The organism is Microbulbifer mixtoriginis (SeqCode) (assembly GCF_052467235.1).
The window spans coordinates 3,815,620-3,835,748 of sequence record NZ_CP174305.1 but is presented as its reverse complement, the minus strand read 5'-3'; the positions used below and the strand labels follow the sequence as shown (position 1 = coordinate 3,835,748).

The 20,129-nt window shown below is 51.7% G+C and carries 18 protein-coding genes; 7 read left to right on the top strand and 11 right to left on the bottom strand.

Annotated features, from left to right (window positions below; genetic code table 11):
- Nucleotides 1-39 precede the first annotated feature (39 nt).
- The gene (locus ACJJIO_RS16735; RefSeq protein ID WP_444909156.1) at nucleotides 40-348 is read right to left on the bottom strand and encodes a hypothetical protein; all 309 of its coding nucleotides are present in this window, start codon (nucleotides 346-348) and stop codon (nucleotides 40-42) included.
- A gap of 259 nt (nucleotides 349-607) precedes the next feature.
- On the opposite strand from ACJJIO_RS16735, the gene ACJJIO_RS16730 reads away from it, so the two are divergent.
- From ACJJIO_RS16730 to ACJJIO_RS16720, 3 genes are all read left to right on the top strand, one after another.
- A complete protein-coding gene (locus ACJJIO_RS16730) occupies nucleotides 608-1,027 on the top strand; it encodes a hypothetical protein (protein WP_444909155.1) in 420 nt (139 codons plus the stop codon).
- A 181-nt stretch (nucleotides 1,028-1,208) separates the two neighbouring features.
- Nucleotides 1,209-2,357 (top strand): sigma-70 family RNA polymerase sigma factor, encoded by a 1,149-nt coding sequence (locus ACJJIO_RS16725; RefSeq protein ID WP_444909154.1) that lies wholly within the window; start codon nucleotides 1,209-1,211, stop codon nucleotides 2,355-2,357.
- Nucleotides 2,358-2,504: 147 nt separating this feature from the next.
- Nucleotides 2,505-3,089, top strand: coding sequence for an acyloxyacyl hydrolase (locus ACJJIO_RS16720; protein WP_444909153.1), 585 nt, complete (start codon nucleotides 2,505-2,507; stop codon nucleotides 3,087-3,089).
- Between the two features lie 11 nt (nucleotides 3,090-3,100).
- Here the strand turns inward: ACJJIO_RS16720 and ACJJIO_RS16715 are convergent, their stop codons facing one another.
- On the bottom strand, nucleotides 3,101-4,207 hold the full coding sequence (locus ACJJIO_RS16715) for a glycosyltransferase (protein ID WP_444909152.1): 1,107 nt from the start codon (nucleotides 4,205-4,207) through the stop codon (nucleotides 3,101-3,103).
- 186 nt (nucleotides 4,208-4,393) lie between these two features.
- On the opposite strand from ACJJIO_RS16715, the gene ACJJIO_RS16710 reads away from it, so the two are divergent.
- A complete protein-coding gene (locus tag ACJJIO_RS16710) occupies nucleotides 4,394-5,284 on the top strand; it encodes a TraB/GumN family protein (protein ID WP_444902734.1) in 891 nt (296 codons plus the stop codon).
- A gap of 250 nt (nucleotides 5,285-5,534) precedes the next feature.
- The gene (locus tag ACJJIO_RS16705) at nucleotides 5,535-6,845 is read left to right on the top strand and encodes an OprO/OprP family phosphate-selective porin (RefSeq protein ID WP_444884284.1); all 1,311 of its coding nucleotides are present in this window, start codon (nucleotides 5,535-5,537) and stop codon (nucleotides 6,843-6,845) included.
- 50 nt (nucleotides 6,846-6,895) lie between these two features.
- Here the strand turns inward: ACJJIO_RS16705 and ACJJIO_RS16700 are convergent, their stop codons facing one another.
- On the bottom strand, nucleotides 6,896-10,453 hold the full coding sequence (locus tag ACJJIO_RS16700) for an indolepyruvate ferredoxin oxidoreductase family protein (RefSeq protein ID WP_444909151.1): 3,558 nt from the start codon (nucleotides 10,451-10,453) through the stop codon (nucleotides 6,896-6,898).
- A gap of 277 nt (nucleotides 10,454-10,730) precedes the next feature.
- Between ACJJIO_RS16700 and ACJJIO_RS16695 the strand changes: the two genes are divergently transcribed.
- Nucleotides 10,731-11,201, top strand: coding sequence for an Lrp/AsnC family transcriptional regulator (locus ACJJIO_RS16695; protein WP_152452743.1), 471 nt, complete (start codon nucleotides 10,731-10,733; stop codon nucleotides 11,199-11,201).
- A 72-nt stretch (nucleotides 11,202-11,273) separates the two neighbouring features.
- Here ACJJIO_RS16695 and ACJJIO_RS16690 read toward each other — a convergent pair whose 3' ends face one another.
- Together ACJJIO_RS16690 and ACJJIO_RS16685 are read right to left on the bottom strand one after the other, a co-directional pair.
- The gene (locus ACJJIO_RS16690) at nucleotides 11,274-11,786 is read right to left on the bottom strand and encodes a shikimate kinase (RefSeq protein WP_444909150.1); all 513 of its coding nucleotides are present in this window, start codon (nucleotides 11,784-11,786) and stop codon (nucleotides 11,274-11,276) included.
- Nucleotides 11,787-11,830: 44 nt separating this feature from the next.
- A complete protein-coding gene (locus ACJJIO_RS16685) occupies nucleotides 11,831-12,553 on the bottom strand; it encodes an acyltransferase (protein WP_444884281.1) in 723 nt (240 codons plus the stop codon).
- Nucleotides 12,554-12,660: 107 nt separating this feature from the next.
- Here ACJJIO_RS16685 and ACJJIO_RS16680 point away from each other — a divergent pair, with 107 nt between their 5' ends.
- On the top strand, nucleotides 12,661-13,278 hold the full coding sequence (locus ACJJIO_RS16680) for a class I SAM-dependent methyltransferase (RefSeq protein ID WP_252082408.1): 618 nt from the start codon (nucleotides 12,661-12,663) through the stop codon (nucleotides 13,276-13,278).
- Here ACJJIO_RS16680 and ACJJIO_RS16675 read toward each other — a convergent pair.
- From ACJJIO_RS16675 to ACJJIO_RS16650, 6 genes are all read right to left on the bottom strand, one after another.
- Nucleotides 13,213-14,322: a prenyltransferase/squalene oxidase repeat-containing protein gene (locus ACJJIO_RS16675; protein WP_444909149.1), complete on the bottom strand. Its 1,110-nt coding sequence runs from the start codon at nucleotides 14,320-14,322 to the stop codon at nucleotides 13,213-13,215. The two genes, ACJJIO_RS16680 and ACJJIO_RS16675, sit on opposite strands and share 66 nt — an antisense overlap.
- Complete coding sequence (locus ACJJIO_RS16670; RefSeq protein WP_444884278.1) at nucleotides 14,319-15,071, bottom strand: class I SAM-dependent methyltransferase; 753 nt, start codon at nucleotides 15,069-15,071, stop codon at nucleotides 14,319-14,321. The genes ACJJIO_RS16675 and ACJJIO_RS16670 overlap by 4 nt, the downstream gene beginning before the upstream one ends.
- The gene (locus ACJJIO_RS16665; protein ID WP_444909148.1) at nucleotides 15,071-16,414 is read right to left on the bottom strand and encodes a glycosyltransferase family 4 protein; all 1,344 of its coding nucleotides are present in this window, start codon (nucleotides 16,412-16,414) and stop codon (nucleotides 15,071-15,073) included. Before ACJJIO_RS16665 ends, ACJJIO_RS16670 begins: the two co-directional genes overlap by 1 nt.
- A gap of 71 nt (nucleotides 16,415-16,485) precedes the next feature.
- The gene (locus tag ACJJIO_RS16660) at nucleotides 16,486-16,848 is read right to left on the bottom strand and encodes a hypothetical protein (RefSeq protein WP_444909147.1); all 363 of its coding nucleotides are present in this window, start codon (nucleotides 16,846-16,848) and stop codon (nucleotides 16,486-16,488) included.
- Nucleotides 16,849-17,013: 165 nt separating this feature from the next.
- Nucleotides 17,014-18,399 carry a glutamine synthetase family protein gene (locus ACJJIO_RS16655; RefSeq protein WP_444884276.1) on the bottom strand — a complete coding sequence of 462 codons (1,386 nt, stop codon included), beginning with the start codon at nucleotides 18,397-18,399 and terminating at the stop codon, nucleotides 17,014-17,016.
- Between the two features lie 123 nt (nucleotides 18,400-18,522).
- Nucleotides 18,523-19,929 (bottom strand): aspartate aminotransferase family protein, encoded by a 1,407-nt coding sequence (locus tag ACJJIO_RS16650; protein WP_286036970.1) that lies wholly within the window; start codon nucleotides 19,927-19,929, stop codon nucleotides 18,523-18,525.
- Between the last annotated feature and the right edge of the window lie 200 nt (nucleotides 19,930-20,129).

The window sequence follows — 20,129 nt, the reverse complement described above, 5'->3', positions numbered from 1 at the left end:
GGTAAAACCCGGTTTTTTACTAAGAAGGATACCCTTGCATTACTTACTTGGGGATTTCTCTCCCAATGAATCTCTCTGCCCAACACCCTTATCGGTTGCCGCATGCTCAGGCACATCCGCAAAGATATCCCCTTCAAATTCCAACATCTCACTGCCATCGAGCATTTCACCCTTCCGAGCACCATTTACAGAAAAGTTTTGCTCTATGTTTTTACCCTGCTGTTCCTGAGACAGAGTAACCACGCTCGTCGCGGCAAAGGCCTCCCCTGCAAAAGAGAGTTGCAACCCCTCCAAACTGAGACAGCCTAGTGTGGCCAATAAAACTGCGGGAGTGATAAGACTTTTCATTTTTCCGCCCCTTGATAGTTTTTGCCTATATTTTTAACCCAGCTAATAGCTAAGCACTCGAAAATCCCCTAAGACAAGGCTGCTATTACGGACGAGCCCACCTAAACAATGAAGAGCGTCAGGATGGCCCGTCTTAATCGAGGGTATTTTTCCATGTAGGTTCCACTAAAAGCGTGCTGAGACGCACAAATCCAATTGTCCATCGTCAACTGCTCCGGCAAAATAAAGCCAACAACCGGCAAAAACGTAATAAATAGTCATGACTCGAATTTTTATAATCTCCCTTCTAGCAATCCTTACCCCCAATGTTTATGCAGATTCACTAGGAAAGCAGCTCAAGCACTGCTCTAAAGTGACGTCCAATACAGACCGATTGGCCTGCTACGATAAGCTCAGTAGCTCCATTGAGAAGCGAGCCGAACAAGATTTTGGCCAGGAGTTGAAGCAAATCAAAGAAGCTCCAGAGTCTATTGAGGCAAGAATCGCTGAGATTCAAGAGGGCGCCCACAATAAAAAGATTGTCATTCTGGAGAACGGCCAGATCTGGAAGCAAAATGATACAGGGCGCGTATTCTGGAAGGCCGGCGATCTCGTTACTGTAGAACGCGCGATGCTTGGATCCTTTTTTATGAAACCCGCTGACGGCGGAAAAAAGATGCGAGTTAAGCGCCTAAAATAATTTATCTTTTACTAACTGGGCGTTTGCTACGCCCAGCCCCTCCCCAAAAAACCCATCAGTCAGCCTTTATTGGGCGCAAAATTCAACTTTCATCTATCGTTAAGGTGAAAAGGGCGCCAAGAGCGCCTGGAGAGACTGAACAAAGCATATCGTTCACGCAGTCAACAGAAGGTTTAAGCACTTGTCCCGAGAAAACTTTTACTCAAGGGATGAAGACTGGCTGAAGGATACAGACAACGCCCTCTCCGATTCCTGCTCCAATGCGGAAAATCGCGGTCAGGCAGAAGATGCCGAACCCGATATCGAAGAGATCCATTCAGTTGGGGAATCGCTCAGCGAAAGTGGCAGCACCCCAATGCAAAGCTATCTCAAGCACCTATACAGACTTGAGCTGCTTACCCCCGAGGAGGAACACAGTACCACCTGCCTACTGCGGGATCTCGAAGATACCCTGATTGAGAAATTACAGCAGTGCGGAACCGAGCTTGTGCAATTGCGTAGTGAAGGCGTGGAGCAGCGGGGCAGTACCGGTGCCTATGACCACGGCCTGATAATTGCTCGCACGGAGATGTTACTGTCACTCGAAGAACTCACCCGACGGGAAAGAAGCAAACTCGGTGGGCTTCTGAGACGCTTTCAGGAGCAAAGAAAAAAGCTGATTCAGTGCAATTTACGCCTGGTAATCGCTATTGCCAAGCGCTTTCGCAATCCCTCAATCCCTTTTATTGATCTGATTCAGGAGGGGAACGTCGGCTTGATGAAAGCAATAGAGCGCTTCAAGCCGCAAATGGGCTACCGATTTTCAACCTACGCCTACTGGTGGATTCAGCAGGAAATACAACTGGCTATGCGACGCAATGAAGATTTGGTTCGCCAGCCAGCCAATGTGCAGGATGACTTACGCACAATTTACCGTGCTATCGGCGAGGTACGCGCGTTAGGCCAGCCCGCATCCGATGAAAATCTGGCTAGACACACGGGGCTTGACCTGGAGCGAATTCAAAGCTTGCTCAAACTACCCGGCCCAACAGGCTCACTGGACGACCCTGTCGCAGACGACCAGAGCAGTACCCGCTTGGATTACGCTCCCGCCGACGAACTTTACAATACCGATGAATTGGTCACCAACCAAGAGCTGGCAGAGCGACTACGCGAAGCTGTCGACCGCCTGCCAGCTAGGCAAAGGACGGTATTGAACCTGCGCTATGGACTGATTTCAGACAAGGATTGCTCTTTCAGAGTTATCGGCGAACAGCTTGGGCTCAGTCAGGAACGCGCCCGCCAACTGCACTCCGATGCCATTCGTCAACTGAAACGTCAGTGGCGATAACCGTCCAAAAACTCCGCGGCCTGGGGCTGATCTCAGCCCCAGCCAAACTTGAGGAAGCCGGTGGCGGTCGATAGGTAGCGTGCTTGCCTTCAATCACTTTCCCACTAGTCTTAGTTACAGCTCTTGCAACTATGATCCTCACAACCCATGCGTAAATATTCCAAAAATGGTGTAAGCGGCAACACAGCATTGGGCTGTACACTTTTGCTCGCCTGGACTCTCCCCGGAGCCCCTGCCACTATCGCCGAGCAGGAAATTATTATCAGCGCAGGAAAGGGGCTAGGAAATGTCCTGATGCAGAGAGACTCAATTTCAGCCGCCAAAGTAGGCGGTATCAACTATTCCTACCTGTTCACCTCTTTCAACAATGCCAATAATTCCTGGCAGTGGTGGGGGCAAGGCAGTTATTCCTATATTCGCCTGGAACACCTCAATAAAACCCAGCAGCAAAATATTCTAGAAATCAAACCGGTGCTGCGTTGGTATCCGCGCAGTGAACCCCTCGGTAGCTTTGGCGAGGCGGGTGTCGGCGCTTCTTATTTAAGCCAGCAGGAGTTTGGTGATATTCGACTCAGCACCAAGGTAAATTTTGCCTTACATTTTGCTCTGGGCTATCGCTTCAGTAGCGGCCATACACTATCGCTGCGCTATAGCCACTTTTCCAATGCCTATACGAATATCCCCAATCCCGGTTTCGATTTTGCCTCATTTAATGGGCACTTTAATTTTTAATCAGCCTCTGCCTAGCTGGAAGAACCAACTAAATCCCGATAGATATTTATGGTCTTTTTAACGATTTCTTCATGAAAAAAACCATTTAACTCCACTTTATCCCGCCGCTCCATTAAAGCCAGCCCCACATCACATAAAGCTTGTGAACCTCCCCGCTCAACGACTCCCCTGGGGAAGCAGCCCTCCAGCACCTCTCCAGCACAAGTATCTTTATAGGCAACCACAGAGCACCCCATCGCCAAAGCCTGCATAGCACTTTGGCCGCTAGGCTCACCAGGGCTGGCCAAACTGAAAGTCAATTGCGAGGAGGCATAGAGCTCCCGTAAATCCTTTCTCTCTCCCAGAAAAAGTACTTTCCCTTCCAGCCCCAACTCTTGAGCCAGTTGCTCCAACTTGCGGATATGGTGTAAATCACCACCCTTTGATGCCCCTACCACCAACCCCAATAAATCCTCCCGGCTAGTTACGGCCCGCGCCAGAGCGTGCAAAAACACCTTCAGCTCACCCTTTTCAGACAAGGGGCCCGAATACAGCCACCAATTTTTTCCCTCCAGTTGCGGATAGCTATTCAGGAAACGCAGATGCCATTGGCCTGATACAGGTTTACTGCGATCGAACTCCCGAGAGCTAATGCCCCAGTGCACGATATGGGTAGGATTAACCAATTTTTCCCCAAGATGCGCTTTCAGGTGGCTGGCAATTCCATCGGATGATGCGATCACACATGGCCCGGAAACCAACCCTACATCCCTTCGACTGGGCGAATAATAACCATCGACATGAGTGACCAAACTGGGGCGTGTATTGACATCCATACCATCCCAAGCTCGCCAGACCACCTGGGCGGTTAAACGCCCATGGACATGGACCACATCGGCATTTAAATTCTGTAGGACACTGCGTAAGCGGCGCACAAGGGCCATAGCCCAAAAAGGCTTCTTGTTCAAAGGCAATGGGATATGTTGGACATCATGCAGTTCGAGGCGCGCCACCAAGGCCCCCCCGGCTGAGATCACAATTGGTTTTGCGTCCTGCCGAGCCAACTCCTGAATGAAATCCAGCGCAGCCTTACCTCTATCTCCAGGCTCCAATTCAGGCCAGATTTGTACAATTCTCAAAACATCTACCGCAAAAGTGGAACAAAGAGAGTATTTTGACCCTCACAGAAGTAATTTCCCAGTAGATTCCACACAGATTTGCAACAAACCCCTCTGGCAAGGCCAATTTACCTGCGCAGTCACTTGGTATCAGACGGGCTTCTCGAGTGCTAACATGATTCGCCTCAACACATTCAGGGAAAAGTAATGTTCCAACGCTACTTCACACGGTCAATCGCTCTTGTTCTTATATTATTTGTTGGCACAGCCTCTGCAGCCGAAACAGATCAAGGTATTTTCTGGAAAGCCACCAAGGAGGATAAAACTGTCTACCTGCTGGGATCTATCCACCTGGCCACAGAAGACTATTACCCAATGCGCTCCCAGATAGAGCGTGCCTATGCCCAAAGTGATGCCGTTGCTGTTGAAGCTGATATCCTCGCCGCCGAAAGCGATATGTTGATACAGCAGAAAATTATGATGGAGTCTGTTTATCAGGGAGAACGCAGCCTGCGTGATGACCTCCCCGCAGATTTGTACAAGAAATTACAAGCCTGGATGCACAAACGCAACATGCCGGAGGCTATGTTTATTCGCCAGCGCCCAGCCATCGCCATGATTTCCATGAGTATGATCGAAATGCAGGCCCAGGGGCTCAACCCGGAACTGGGTATCGATCGCCACTTCCTAAGTAAGGCTAAAAAGGACGGTAAACCGGTATTGGAGCTGGAGGGGGTTCTACAGCAATTCCAACTATTAAATGGCCTGGATAATCCCGCCCTTTTACTCCAGCAGACGCTTGAGCAGCTGGAAGATATCTCTACCTTTTTGCCAAAGCTCACCAGTGCATGGAAAGCCGGAGACGACAAAGCTCTCAATCACCTGATTATTCTCGATGGCCTTGAAGAAAGTCCCGAGTATCAGCCGCTTTATGAAAAATTATTTTTTCAGCGCAATGAGAAAATGGCGAACAAAATAATCTTAAAAGCGCCGAAGTATCAGAAACTCTTTGTGGTTGTCGGCGCCGGCCATTTAGTCGGCCAAGGCAGCATTGCTGAGCTGATGAAGCAAAAAGGCTATAAGCTGGAGCGCATCTAAACTTTCACTTATCAGGAAAACAATTGAGCTGTAACCTGCTTCATTTCCACCCAAGAAACACTTGCACAAGTATACACAGCTGCAGGTGTTTCACGGACTTACTTAAGTACACCCATCCCTTACTCGACCATACCCCAAGACCTTCTCTTTATAAGTAAACCCTACCCCAGAAAACCGAAAAATCATCAAACCTACTTGCTAAACTGCAACAATACGCAGCTAAAGATACAGCCGCCTCTAAGGACACTGCATGAAATACTACGCCCTGTATTTCGCCCTAACCTGTGTACTTTTATCTCCCTTCGCCACTGCTGATAAGGCCAAAACTGAAGGGGGACTAAAAATTACGTCCAAGGATGAAAATTTTTCTGCAGAACTCGGCGGCCGCATTCACTTTGACACATATTTTTTTGACAAAGATAAAAACTACTATGACACCATCTTGTTTGATACAGAACTTGAAGAACCCGTAAACACTACAGATTTTCGTCGAGTACGACTAAAAATGCGGGGAAAATTGTGGAAATGGGAATACGAACTGGAAAGAGACTTTGCCTCCTCTGGAACTGGAGGATTAAGGACTGTATACCTGGGCACTAAAGTCTTTGATGGAAGCCTCCGCATAGGAAATTTTAAACCCAGCCGTTCGATGAACCAACTCACTTCCTCCAATCAAATCACCATGATGGAGAGATCCTTTGCCTCATCCGCTGGTATTTACGACAACCGCGGCAGGCAACAGGGAATTGGCTGGCATACCCATTGGTGCTGTCATACCTATGGGGTCACCCTTTTTAATCTGCGCAACCCCGGTGATCCACGCAACGAGGGTATTGGTGCCGCCACCCGATTTACCTGGGCCCCAATCAGTAACTTCGACAGTACTGTACATCTGGGCGCTTCATTCAGCTATGAAGACGCCAATGAAGACACGCCACCGCGCGAGGCACTAGTCGAATACGCAGGGCGTCGCGGCCCAGAACAACTGGTTGCACTGAGCCCCGGTGGTGGTGAATTTTTCTTCGGTGATTTTGGCGATGATGAATTTTATCAGGGCGACCCCGGTGGAGATGTGTGGATTCTAGGATTAGAACTCGCTGGCGCCTACGGGCCTTTTTACGCCCAGTCTGAATACGCTTTTGGGAATTTTTCCGGAGATTTCTATTTATCCGAATTTACATTTTTTGAGTTCTTTGGTGCGCCGCCTCGTTTTTTTTGTGACCCATATACCGGTTGTTTTATCGGAGACCAAGATGTACGCACTTGGTATATCGTGGGAAGTTGGGCGATCACTGGTCAGCACAAACCCTATGATGAGAAAAATGGAGTTTTCAGATCTATCAAACCTACTCCACCAGAGAGCGCCTTCGAGATTACTGCACGCTACGATACCATCGAAAACCGGGATATTCCCGGCATGAAGGTAAGTAATTTTGTTTTTGGGTTTAATTACTATTTTAATCCCAAAGTGCGCCTGATGCTGAACGTGACTCTCGGGGATGATAAATTTACCGGCGATCAAACCAAGCAGCTTGCTATTCGTATGCAGGGATTCTGGTAAGCGGAACAACCCCGGTGGAAACCCACCGGGGCTTTAGTAGGAGCGGAACGTTAGCCCACTTGCTGAGCCTTAGTGGGGTCGAAAATTTCAACCTCTCTAGCTTGGCCGGTTTTACCAACAGGATTTTCAAAACGACTTAGCGCCTGCTCTCTTTGGCGTTGCGCCTCCAATACATTAGCCTCTTTGATGTGCCCGTAACCTTTAATAACCTCAGGATAACTGAGCAATTCAATAGCCGCCTGGTGGTTTTGTTCGTTCAACTGCCCCACCACTTTCTCAACCAGTTGCTCATACTCAGTGATTAAAGACCGCTCCATACGTCGCTCAGCGGTATAGCCGAAAATATCCAGAGCAGTACCGCGCAGGAACTTTAATTTGGCCAAGGCTCCGAATGCTTTGTGCATCCAACCACCAAACTTCATTTTGCGAGGACGCCCCAACACTTTGTCGAAACGGGCCAGTAATGGCGGCGCCAAGTTGAATTCGAGGACAAAGTCTCCGCTAAAATTCTCCTGCAAGGATTGAGTAAAGCGCCCATCAGTGTAGAGGCGCGCAACCTCATACTCATCCTTGTAAGCAAGTAACTTGGCATAATTTTGCGCAACCACTTCGGCGACCGCTTGGCGCCCGGGTACCTTAAGGGTTTCCGCCGCTTTAACTTTATCCACCAAAACTTGGTAGCGCTTAGCCAACTCTACATTTTGATAGCCTGTCAGATGCTCAACCCGGTGGGCAACAATTTCATCCAGACCTTTGGGTAGCTGTACAGGCGTCCGATCGTGAGCAAGCAACCGGTTTAGAACTTTACGGTCTGCCGCAGCAAGACGCCCGGCAGCAAAGCCCTGCAGATTGCCCTCCACTGCCACACCATTCAGCTCAATTGCCTGCAACAGCGACGCCTGAGAAAGTGGCAATAGGCCTTTTTGCCAAGCAAAGCCCAACATAAATATATTGGCCGCCAGAGTGTCACCAAGTGCAGATTTGGTCAGACGGTGAGCCTCAACAGAATCCAGAGCGTTAACCGCGTTACTTAGGGTATCGAGAACCGCTTGTGGAGAGTGAGCATCCTCACGCCCCAAAACGGTGGCAGCGGTGGGGCTCAGGTGGGTATTCACCACCGCACGACTATGGGTTTCATCCAGCTTGGCCAAACAGGCGGCGAGATTTCCCGCAGCGATCAAATCACAGGCCATCAGTGCATCGGCGCGACCATCGGAGATTCGCACCGCTTGCAATGCTTCTGGGTGGGCTGCAAAACGAATATGGGAATACACCGCGCCGCCTTTTTGCGCGAGGCCAGTCTGATCCAGGGTACTGCAGGCTTTGCCTTCTATATGGGCCGCCATCGCCAACAGAGCACCAATAGTCACCACCCCGGTACCACCCACTCCTGTCACCAGGAAATTAAAGGGCTCATCCAGACCCGGCAGCTTTGGTACAGGCAGCTTTTCTGCCTCTGTGCGCAAGACATCGCCAACGCCCGCACCTTTAGCCAAGCGCCCACCTTTTACCGTCACAAACGAGGGACAGAAGCCATTGATACAGGAGAGATCCTGATTACAACCGGTCTGGTTAACACGGCGCTTGTCCCCCAAAGCTGTAGAAACCTTTTCCACGGCAATACAGCTGGATTGCTGCACACAGTCGCCACAGCCTTCACACACCAACTCATTAATAAAGGGGCGCCCCTCAGCCTGGGGGAGTAAGCCGCGCTTGCGCTTACGGCGCAATTCAGTAGCACAGGTCTGGTCGTAAATAATGACCGTACACCCTTCCACCTCACGCAACTCCTCCATTACCGCCGGCATATAATCCCGATGGCGAATCTCTACCTCGGAAGGGAAGCTCAGGGCGCCCTGATATTTGTCTGGGTTGTCCATCACCAGAACAACCTTCTGCACACCCTCGGCCAGCACTTGGCGGCAAATCATATCCGGCGCCAACTCTCCATCATGGGGCTGGCCACCTGTCATGGCGACGGCATCGTTGAACAGGATTTTGTAGGTGATATTTACCTTAGCGGCGACAGAAGCGCGAATTGCGAGGACCCCCGAGTGGAAATAAGTACCATCCCCCAGGTTCACAAATACATGCTTTTCATCGGTGAAAGGCGCCTGCCCCACCCAGTTGACTCCTTCGGCGCCCATTTGGGTAAAGGTGAACGTCTCGCGGTCCAGCCACTGAGCCATATAGTGGCAGCCGATTCCGGCAAGGGCGCGACTGCCCTCAGGCACTTTGGTGGAACGGTTATGCGGGCAGCCGGCACAAAACATGGGTAGGCGAGAAACATTGGAACCCGCTTGTTGCGCGATGCGCTGGGCCAGGGCATTAAGGCGCATCAAGCGATGTCGCCCGCGCTCACCCAGCTTATCCTGATCCAAAATCAGACCAAGCACCTGGGAAATAATGGCCGGGGATAGCTCACCATAGGCAGGCATCAGCGGTTGATCGTGTTCATCTACTTTCCCGAGAATACGCGGGAAATTAGGGTCTTTGAGGTGAACATTGTACAGCTCCTCTTTCAGCTGCACCTCCATCAGACTACGCTTTTCCTCCAGCACCAGCAAAGTATCTAAGCCGCGGGCAAACTCCTGAATTCCAGGTACATCGAGGGGGTAGGTCATCCCCACTTTGAGGATACGAATGCCCAATTGCTGGGCTTTTTCCTCATTAATCCCCATGTCCTCGAAGGCCTGCATCAAGTCCAGGTGAGCCTTACCGGTAGTGACGATACCAAGAGTGGCATTAGAGTTTTCCAGCACTACCTTGTTCAGCTTGTTCGCCCGAGCAAAGGCCAGAGCCGCCGGGCGCTTATAGCGCCACAGGCGCTCTTCCTGTTCGAGGGGGTTATCCTGCTTGCGGATATTCAGGCCACCTGCGGGGCGCTCGATCTCAGGATAATTGAACTGTACCCGCTGGGGATCGACTTCCACGGTAGCGGAACTATCCATATTCTCTGCCAGAGTGATCATTGCCACCCAGCAGCCACTAAAACGGGACAACTCCAGGCCATAGTGGCCATAATCCAAGACCTCCTGCACAGTTGCAGGATTCAAGACTGGAAGATGCATATCCACGAAAGCAAATTCCGACTGCCCCGGGTAGGAAGAGGACTTACAGCCGTGGTCATCCCCAGCGATAATAAGAGCACCACCCTTTGGCGAGGAACCCGCAGCATTGGCGTGACGGAAGGCATCACATGAGCGATCCACGCCCGGAGTCTTGCCATACCAGATACCACAAACGCCATCGACTTGAGCGCCATCGAATAGGCCAACCTGCTGGGAGCCCCACACGGCCGTCGCGGCCAGCTCCTCATTCACGCCCGGCTGGAATCGAATATTGTGCTGATCCAGTAACTTTTTGGCCCTCGAGAGCTGCAAGTCATAACCACCGAGGGGAGAGCCGCGGTAACCGGAGATAAAAGTTGCGGTATTTAAACCGCGAGCTTGGTCCATCCGCATCTGGTCAATGGGCAGACGCACCAGCGCCTGGATCCCCGAAAGAAGCACACGGCCTTTGAGGGTGGTAAAGCGATCATCCAGTGAGATTTGTTTTTTCCCCTGGGAGTCCACCGCGCGCTGGGGACTGGCTACTTTTTCAGTCATACACCTAGTTTCCGGTCATTTATTCTTCTCGAAACCCAGTTCGAGTTATAAGTCATTATTCTTCCGAATTGCTCCGTCTCGGTAGTTAGCTGATCACTTTTTCGGCACCCTGCAAAACTCTCTGGCGGGTAATTACAAAAAGCGCTCAGGCTGAAACGGATTGGTCAGGTCATACTAGTGCGTTAAGCGCAACAGAGCATTGCTTTATTTACGTAAATGTGCGTAAATTTGTGATGAAAATCTCGATCGAGCAATTTTTTATAGGATAGGAGTCTTTATGAAGCGTTCGACAGACCTGGATGATTTCGACCGCAAGATTCTGCGAGCGCTGCAGGAGAACGCCGATTATTCCATGGCGGAGCTCGGAGACAAAGTCGGTCTTTCCCACACCCCCTGCTGGCGCCGTATCAAAAGGCTGGAGGCGGAGGGTATTATTCGCGGCCGCGTCACCCTGCTGGACCCGCGTAAATTGGACCTGGGAGTCACAGTATATTGTTACGTGACCATCCACAACCACGATGAAGAGTCCCTGAATAATTTCGAGACTGCGGTACAGGATGTTCAGGAAGTGGTCGAATGCTATTCAACCAGTGGCGACAAGGACTATGTTCTGCGTGTAGTAGTGGACAGTGTTGAACATTACGAGCAACTGTTAAAACGCTCACTGGTGCACCTGCCCAATGTAGCCTCGGTGAATTCCACCTTCGCCCTTAAACAAGTGAAATATACCACTCAGTTGCCGCTCTAGCAGAATAAGAGGCTGAGGCAATACCAGAGTCTCATGAATGAGCCCCATAGTTTGTGGGGCTCAAAAAACCTATCAAGCCAACGCCCGCAGCTTTTGCATTAATCGATCCAATGCCTGTTGCAGATTCAAACCATCACAGCGCAAAGTAATATCCGCATATTTGCGGTAGAGGATCTGGCGCTCCTCAAATAAACTGTCAAAACTTTGCTCCGGTGCTTTGGCTATCCCACGACTTTCATAATTGTGGATTCTCCGGCGAAGTTCATCTGCGGAACATTCCAAAAACACGACTGTGCCCTGCGCACGCAGATTAGCCATTCCCTCAGCACTGTAGACCGCGCTGCCCCCAGTGGAAACCACATGCTTGGGCAGCTGCGCTGCGGCAATGATCTCCCCCTCTATAGCCCGCAAATTGAGGTAGTCACTCTCCGCCATAATTTCCTGTAGTGTTTTCCCCTCCCGCGCCTGAATCAAAACATCTGTATCAACAAAATCCAGGGCCAGCTCTTTGGCCAGCAACACACCCAAAGTACTTTTACCTGCACCCGGCATGCCAATCAGAACAATACTTTTTCTTTTTTTCATCTTTTTACCTGTTCGCAAAAATCAGAGCGAAGCAGTGATCAACGTTAATCGCCGCGGCGAGGGAAAAATACAGCGCGCAGCCAGCCAAATAGGCTATTACCTTGCAGCATATATTTATCCAGCTCATCCATATTGTGAGCCTGGCGGAAAGCATCGGCAAAAAGCGCCTCGCGGGTAATCATTCTCCGTTTGGGGTTAATGGTTTTTATCGGCTTGGCTGGATTCCCTGCTACCACTGTATTGGCTGGCACATCCTTGGTGACCACACTACCCGCGCCGACAACGGAATTATCACCAATGCTTACGCCTTTACAAATAGTCGCACTATCGCCAATCCAAACATTATTCCCAAGACGCACCGGCGCAGTGCAACGAAAAGGCCTGGTACGATTATAGAGGCCATGCCAATCGGAATCAGAAATATAAACATTAGCGGCGATCATACAGGCATCGCCAATTTCTATGGACTGCGCAGCCGATATCCGCACTCCGGGAGAAATCAGCACATAGTTCCCAATGGTAATAAAAGCCTCGCGCCCCTTGTGCCCAAAGGTAGTAAAGCGAATGCACTTTTCCGCATTAGAAATTAAATGGGGATAATTACCCAGGCGAACATTCCCTCCAAAAACATGTACTGAAGAAGGGTCCATCACCTCAGGGTCAACACCTACCGCATCAAATTGAGGAAGTAAAAAATAGTGCGTGCGCCAATTGCGCCAACGCAACTGCAGGCGCTTTAACCAATAAGGCCTATGATCCTTGCGCATAATTAAATATCTACTTGATGGGGCAAACTGCCCACAAAAAATCGCAATTGCTTTTGTGCAAGCGCCGGTTTAGTGTTTGGGCCAAGTAAAATAGCAAGCAGTAAAATATGTCCATTCATTTGCCCATCGATATCAGAGCCATCAAGGGGTTCCTCGCTGCCCACGAGGGCGAAGCGCTCTATCATCTTGCCGCTGAGACCAGCAGCCTCGGCCCCTGCCTCGAAGTAGGCAGCTACTGCGGTAAGTCCACAATCTACTTAGCCTCAGCCTGCAAACTAACCGACAGTGTCGTGTTTGCCGTGGATCACCACCGCGGCTCCGAGGAGCATCAACCGGGTGAGGAATACCACGATCCCGATTTGTTTGACCAAAAAGCCAACCTAATGGACAGCTTCCGAACCTTTCGAGCCAATATGAGAGCGGCCGAACTGGAAGACTGGGTTGTGCCCGTGGTAGCTCCCTCCTCGGTGGCCGCGCGCCACTGGAATACCCCACTGGGCCTGGTATTTATCGACGGAGGCCACTCCCTTGAAGCGGCACTGACCGACTACCGCAGCTGGTCCAGGCATATTGTGCCAGGCGGCTACCTGGCCATTCACGATATATTCCCCGACCCCGCCGATGGCGGCCAAGCCCCCTATGACATTTACAAGCTCGCTCTAGCTTCCGCTCAATTCGAGCTGGTCGAAACTGTCGACACCCTGGGCATCCTGCGCCGTATCTGAAGGCAGGCACACCGAGGTAAACAAACCGCTTGCCGGCGTCAGGTCGGCGAGTGCATCTGCCGCAAGCAACATCGCACCCACGGTCCAGGTGGTTTTCTCCTCGGGCCAAACCGCCTGGTCTCGATAGACATACCCTGTCCAGTAGCCACCATCGCTGTCCTGCCAACGGTGCAGGCCGCGATAAATAATCTCCGCACGCGCCCGCTGCCCCGAGGCCAATAGGGCCATAGTCAACTCGCAGGATTCCGCCACGGTCACCCAGGGCTCATCATTGACACAACGGCAACCCAAACCGGCCACCACAAACTCATCCCAGCGCTGCTGTAGCCGAGCACGCGCAGCTTCGCCTGTAAATGCGCCAGTGAGCACAGGGTAAAACCAATCCATGGAAAAACGCGCCTTGCTCTCCCAGGTACGGTCAAAACGCTCGGGCTTACTCTGTAGGGCCTCACCTAATGCCGTGCGCCCCCGCACCCATTCCGGTCGAGCCACCCCCAACACACTGGCAATATTGATCGCACACTCAAGGCTTTTAAAAACTGAGGCACAGCCGGTAATCAGGGCATCCTCTTTGGGCTGTCCCCCGGCATCCACGGCCCAGTGAATTTCACCGTATTCAGTCTGAAGACCCAGGACAAAATCGATAGCGCGCTCAACCATCGACCAGTACTGCTGTAGAAAACCTTTGTCACCACTGATCAGGAAATAGTGCCAGACCCCAGTGGCTACGTAGGCGACAAAATTCGTCTCCCGACGCTCACCGTTATCGATCTCTCCATCTTTATAAGCCGCCCACCAGCTGCCATCCGGCAATTGAATATCCGCCAACCAGCGATAGGCTTTCTCCGCGGCACCAAATTCTCCGGCGATAGCCAATCCCATGGCCGCCTCAACATGATCCCAAGGATCGGCATAGTGCCCTTTAAACCAGGGGATTGAGCCATCGGGTAATTGCTGGGAAAGGATATAGGCTGCGCTATCACGCACAAAACTTACGGGGAAAAGGCTTGTACTCTTTTTGGGGGGCAATATCGTTTCACTCATGGGTTCACCTCCCCTGCCAAACCCAGGGGCTCAGGCGCCCGCTGCTCCGCTTTCACAAAATAGAGCGCGACACTTTTCCCCAAAAGAGGATTCAACAGCTTTTCAGCCACACGCGTGAGTGCGGGCCGCTTCATCAAGTCCCACACTAACAAGCGATGGTAAGCTTTCACCAAGCGGTTATCTGGCTTATCCCAAAACAGACATTTCAACCACCAATAGGGCGCGTGCAGTGCGTGCGCCTTGTGCCGAGCGAAATGGCGATGTCCCAGGGCTTCAATACTCTGACGCAGCTCTCGCTCACGGAAAATACGAATATGCCCCCCCTCCACCTGATGATACGCATCGCTAAGCTGCCAGCAGACCCACTCGGGAAAATACGCCGGCACAGTAGCGGCAAAGATACCTGAGGGCTTCAATACGCGGTCAATTTCTGCGAGAACCGCTTTGTACTCATGAATGTGCTCCAATACCTCGGAGCAGATCACCACATCGAATGTAGCGTCGGCAAACGGCAGCTGCAAACCATTGGCAACCCCAAGTAACAGGCGCCCTTTGGCGTGTTCAGAATTATTAAAAGGCTCTGCCCGCTCATTGGCGGTACACACATCATCTAGGCACAGATCGATGCCGTATACATCCACCTCATCAGTGATCATCAAATGAATGGAGTGACGCCCCTCGCCACAGCCCAGGTCCAAAACTTTTTGTCCCGGGCGAAGGTTCAGGTGTTGCGGATCTACAGTAATCATTAAGCAGCCTCCGCACCGCTAACATCTGTATCGACTAAGCCCGTTTCGTTCTGTTGTTGCACGACAGACTCGCCAAGTATTTCCCGGTAGTAAGCCACCAGGTTCGATGCCGCCAAACTCCAACAGAACTTGTTTTCAATACGCGCCCTGCCTTGAGCGCCCATATCCGCTTGCAAAGATTTATCCGCCAGAACACGACCAAGGGCCTCCGCCAGCGCATTACTGTCACCGGCCGGGACGACGATGCCGGCGTCGCCGACAACTTCTGGCAGCGCGCCTCCATCACTGGAAACCACCGGGGCCCCACAGGCCATCGCCTCACCCGCAGGCAAGCCAAACCCTTCATACAGTGATGGGCAGGCCACTACTGTTGCACTGCGGTAGTGGTTCACCAGTTCTTCATTGGAAATCCCAGAAACAAACTGCACAGCATCTTGCAGTTTCAACTTCTGCAACAGCTTTTCGGTAGCGCCGCCTTTGCGCAAACGGCCAACCACCAATAGCTCCAGCTCAGGAAAGCGCTCACGCAATCCGGCCATGGCCTGCAGTAAGATTCCAAGCCCTTTGAGCGGCTGGTCCGCCGAAGAGGTCGTCATAATACGCAAGGGTTGGCGTTGCACCTTGTTATCGGGGCTGAAGATCTCTGTGTCGATACCGTTATAGATCAGGTGTATTTGCTCCGGCGCCACCCCGAATTGTTCGATGATGTCCCGCTCTGACTGGCGCGATACCGTGACAATATGGCGCAACTTCCTCGAAACCTTGATTTGCATATTCAGGAAGTTGTGCCAACGTAGCACCAACAAACGAAAGCGCCAGTCCGGCGCCGCATCCAGGGCTAGCTGGCGATCGCGGGTAATGGGATGGTGAATAGTGGCAACAACTGGGAGGCCGCTACGCTCGATATCCAACAGCCCATAGCAAAGCGATTGGTTATCGTGAACTATGTCGTATTGGGGACCATGCTGACGTAAGTATTTACGCACGCGACGACCAAAAGTATATGGCTCGGCAAAACCGCCGGTCAGTTTACTCAGCCATTCAAAGAAGTCTGCCCAAGAGAGCAGATGTTTTGGTCTAAGGGCACGGCTGGGCTTTTCTACTTCATAGAGATTGAGTCCGGGCATCTTGATCAAGTTCACCCGCTCATCCAGCTCTGGGTAGGGCTGGCCGGATATCACATCGACCGAATGGCCGGCATCAACCAGAGCCTTACTCAAGTAACGGAGATAAATTCCCTGGCCACCACTGTGCGGATGACTGCGATATCCCAGTAGACATATTTTTAGTGGCCGTGTCTCGCCAGCCATTGGACCGTCTGCACAATTTCCCAAGGCGGTCATAGATTCCCCATCTGCTTGTTCTGAGACCCACACTCATTAATCAAAAAGGCAGCCCCTGCTGTGAAGCCTGGCTAAAGCAATCGACCAATCCGGGGCCCTACGCTGATAAAGCGGAAGAATACACTGGCGGGGAAATGACTGCTAGGCAGAAGTAATCCACTCTCTTGGCCAGTCTGCCCTTCCGCGTGGCTTCTGAAGCCAAATAAAGTACGCAGCGAACTTCTATCAAATACATTATCAGCCGATGAACTACACCAGATCTCTGCGCTGCGCATACCCCATTTAAAAATATTTTTGCCTGCGCCAGGTTTACTCTCAGCCCAGTCATCAGAGGCAGGATGAATAGAAAGAAAAGTGTGACAAGAATTTTTAGCAAAAGAGATGGAAAAATAGCCTATATATTTATTTTTGACCGGCAAAAAAATGCCCGCCAAAAGGCGGGCCAGGTTTCTCGAACACACTTTCAGGAGGAGAGTTTCAAGTACGTTACGCACTTAAATTTAGGTATAGCAGAGTATCGTTCTATCCTGTGTCCCTGCCGGCATTCCTGTCGTAAAAGCCGTTCAGTATTTATGCCGCCGGCGCACGAGAAACCGTGATTAAACCCGATGCAAATAACTTTGGTATTCCACATCGGTAACTCGGGCGCCAATCTCCGCCATCTCCTGGCGCTTCAGCATAAGGAAAAGTTCGACAAACCGAGGATCGAGATATTCTCTCCACAAGGCACTCTTATCAAAGCGCTTCAGTGCCCCACTCCAGGTATTGATCAGTTGCTCGCTTTGCACCTGATAGGCATCGCCTTCAACCGGATCGGGAGCTTGTAACTGGTTCTCAATTCCGTGGCAGACACCGGCCAAAATACCCGCCAAGACCAAGTAGGGATTCACATCGGCACCGGCAATGCGGTGTTCGATACGACGAGCCTCGGGATTACTGGCTGGTACTCGCAAAGTGGTGGTGCGGTTGTCGTAGCCCCAGCACAGATTCAGCGGCGCGTGAGAACTCTCTTGGAAGCGGCGATAGGAATTGCTGTGTGGCGCAAAGAAAGCCATCGCATCATTGGCGGTTGCCAACATACCTGCCGCTGCCTGACGCAGCAGCTCGGAGCCCTCTTCACTGCCATCATCAAAAACATTTTTACCATGGCTATCAATCAAACTCATATGCACGTGCATACCGTTGCCAGCCTGATCCCCAAAGGGTTTAGCCATAGTGCTTACACGGAAGCCGTGGCTGCGCGCCACGCCTTTCAGAAGGCGCTTAAATAACAGAGTTTGATCCGCCACCTTGACAGGATCGGCACTGTGCAACAGGTTAATTTCAAACTGACCGGGCGCACACTCTGAGAGCACTGAATCAGCTGGAATACCCTGCGCCTCACAAGCGGCACGCACATCGGCAAAAAAGTGACGCTGCGCGTTCAGCTCAGACAAATCATATACATCGGTAGAGGGCACCAGTTCGGCATCGTTGTCGCTGACTGGGCGCGGGCGCGCCAAGTGATCAACGTCATCGCGCAACAAATAGAATTCCAATTCGGTGGCACAGACTGCGGTATAACCGAGCTTCTGCAGGCGATCCACCACCCGCTGCAGCTGGGCACGTGGATCGGCATAGAGCGAAGAGCCATCCGCCTCGTGCAACTGCATATGCAGCTGTGCTGTTACCTCCCGGTGCCAGGGCGCCAGACTGATCGGCGATACCGGCAGACAAACACCATCACTGTCACCACTGGCAAACACCAGAGGGCTATCTTCAATATCCCGCCCCCAGATATCCAGGCTGACAGCGCTACGCGGCATTTGCAGGCTTCCCTTCAGCAGCTTCTCCGCCGCTTCTGCTGGTAGCCATTTGCCGCGGGGGACACCATTGATATCGAACATAAAGCCTTCAATCCACTTTAGGTCCGTGTGTTCTGCCAGGAATTTGCGCGACTGCTCCAACAGTTCTGGTTGGGCAGTAAATTCTTTTTCTTGTGACATAAGTTGCCTGAGGTAATCCTGTCAAACCGCAGAAGCGGCCCAGAGCGGTCACCTGCATTCTCCGTTGACGGATAGTGGGTGACAGCCTTGCGCCGCTTCCAAAAAAGGGGCTAGACCCCGAGTTTACGCTAGAGCTTTAGCGGTGTCGTCAAGTGCGCGATGCGCTTTTTCCACAAGCTCATCCACCTGCTCAGTGGTAATAATCAGTGGCGGCGCAATCACCATGGCATCACCCACGGCACGCATGACCAAACCGTGCTTGATACTCAGATCACGACATACGCCACCGGCAGTGCAGTCATCATCAAAGCGGGCGCGGCTGGCCTTGTCTTTCACCAGTTCCAAAGCGCCGACCATACCCAGGCTGCGCGCCTCACCAACGATGGGGTGCTCAGCCAACTCTGCCCAACGTTTGGCAAGGTAAGGGCCAGTCACATCGCGCACATTCTCGATAATCTTCTCATTGCGCAGGATATTAATAGTGGCCAGGCCTGCCATACAGGCCGCAGGGTGCGCAGAGTAGGTGTAGCCGTGGGTAAATTCCCCGCCCTTGCTCTTGATCACATCAGCAACGCGATCACCTACCATGGTACCGCCGAGAGGGAAATAACCATTGGTCACCGCTTTGGCGAAAGTCATCAGGTCCGGCTTGAGGCCGTAGTAATCTGCACCAAACCATTCACCAGTGCGCCCAAAGCCGAATATCACCTCATCCATCACCAACAGAATGTCGTATTGATCCAATACTTTCTTCACTTCTGGCCAGTAGGTTTCCGGCGGAATGACCACACCACCTGCACCCTGGATAGGTTCGGCAATAAAGGCGGCCACTTTCTCAGGGCCCAGCTCCTGGATTTTTTCGTCGAGGCTGCGCGCGGCTTGAATACCGAACTCCTCTGGGGACATTTCCCCGCCCTCAGCAAACCAGTAAGGCTGCTGTACGTGTTCAATGTAATCCAGCGGCTGGAACTGCTTGTGCATACCGCTCATACCACCCAGGCTGGCACCGGCGATGGTGGAGCCGTGATAACCATTTTTGCGGGAAATCACAATGCGCTTCTCGGGCTTGTCCTGCAGATCCCAGAAACGGCGAATCAGGCGCAAATTGGTGTCATTCGCCTCAGAACCGGAGCCGGTGAAGAACACATTGCTCATACTGGCGGGAGTTACTTCTGCCAGGGCATCTGCCAGCTCGATAGATGGCACGGTAGTGCACTGGAAGAAACTGTTATAGAACGGCAGGGTATTCAGCTGCTCATAGATTGCATCGCTAATTTCCTTACGGCTATAACCCAGGTTGCAGCACCACAAACCAGACATGCCATCCAGTAGACGATTACCATCGATATCGGTGATATAAGCGCCTTCAGCACTGGTGATCACCCGGGTGCCCTGTTGCCCCAAGTCATTGAAGTCAGTAAAGGGGTGCAGCAGGTGCTCGCGGTCGTGTTGTTGCAGCTCACTTTTGTTCATATTTCGCTCCTGGCTTTGCTCTGGGGGCTCTCCACAGCACCGGACGAGAGCCCGCATGCATCGAATGAGTCATCCCGCAATTGATCACCTACCCTCCGGAGCCCATTAACGTGCCTTGCCGGACAGGGTATTGCTTCCAAAATTTGTGATCACATTCTAGTGGCGAGACTGACGGAAGCGCAAGATCTATCTATGCCTCAGGTTAACAATAGGGTCCAGAACCGCAGTTACCCTTAGCTTGTAGAAAATCCTGACCT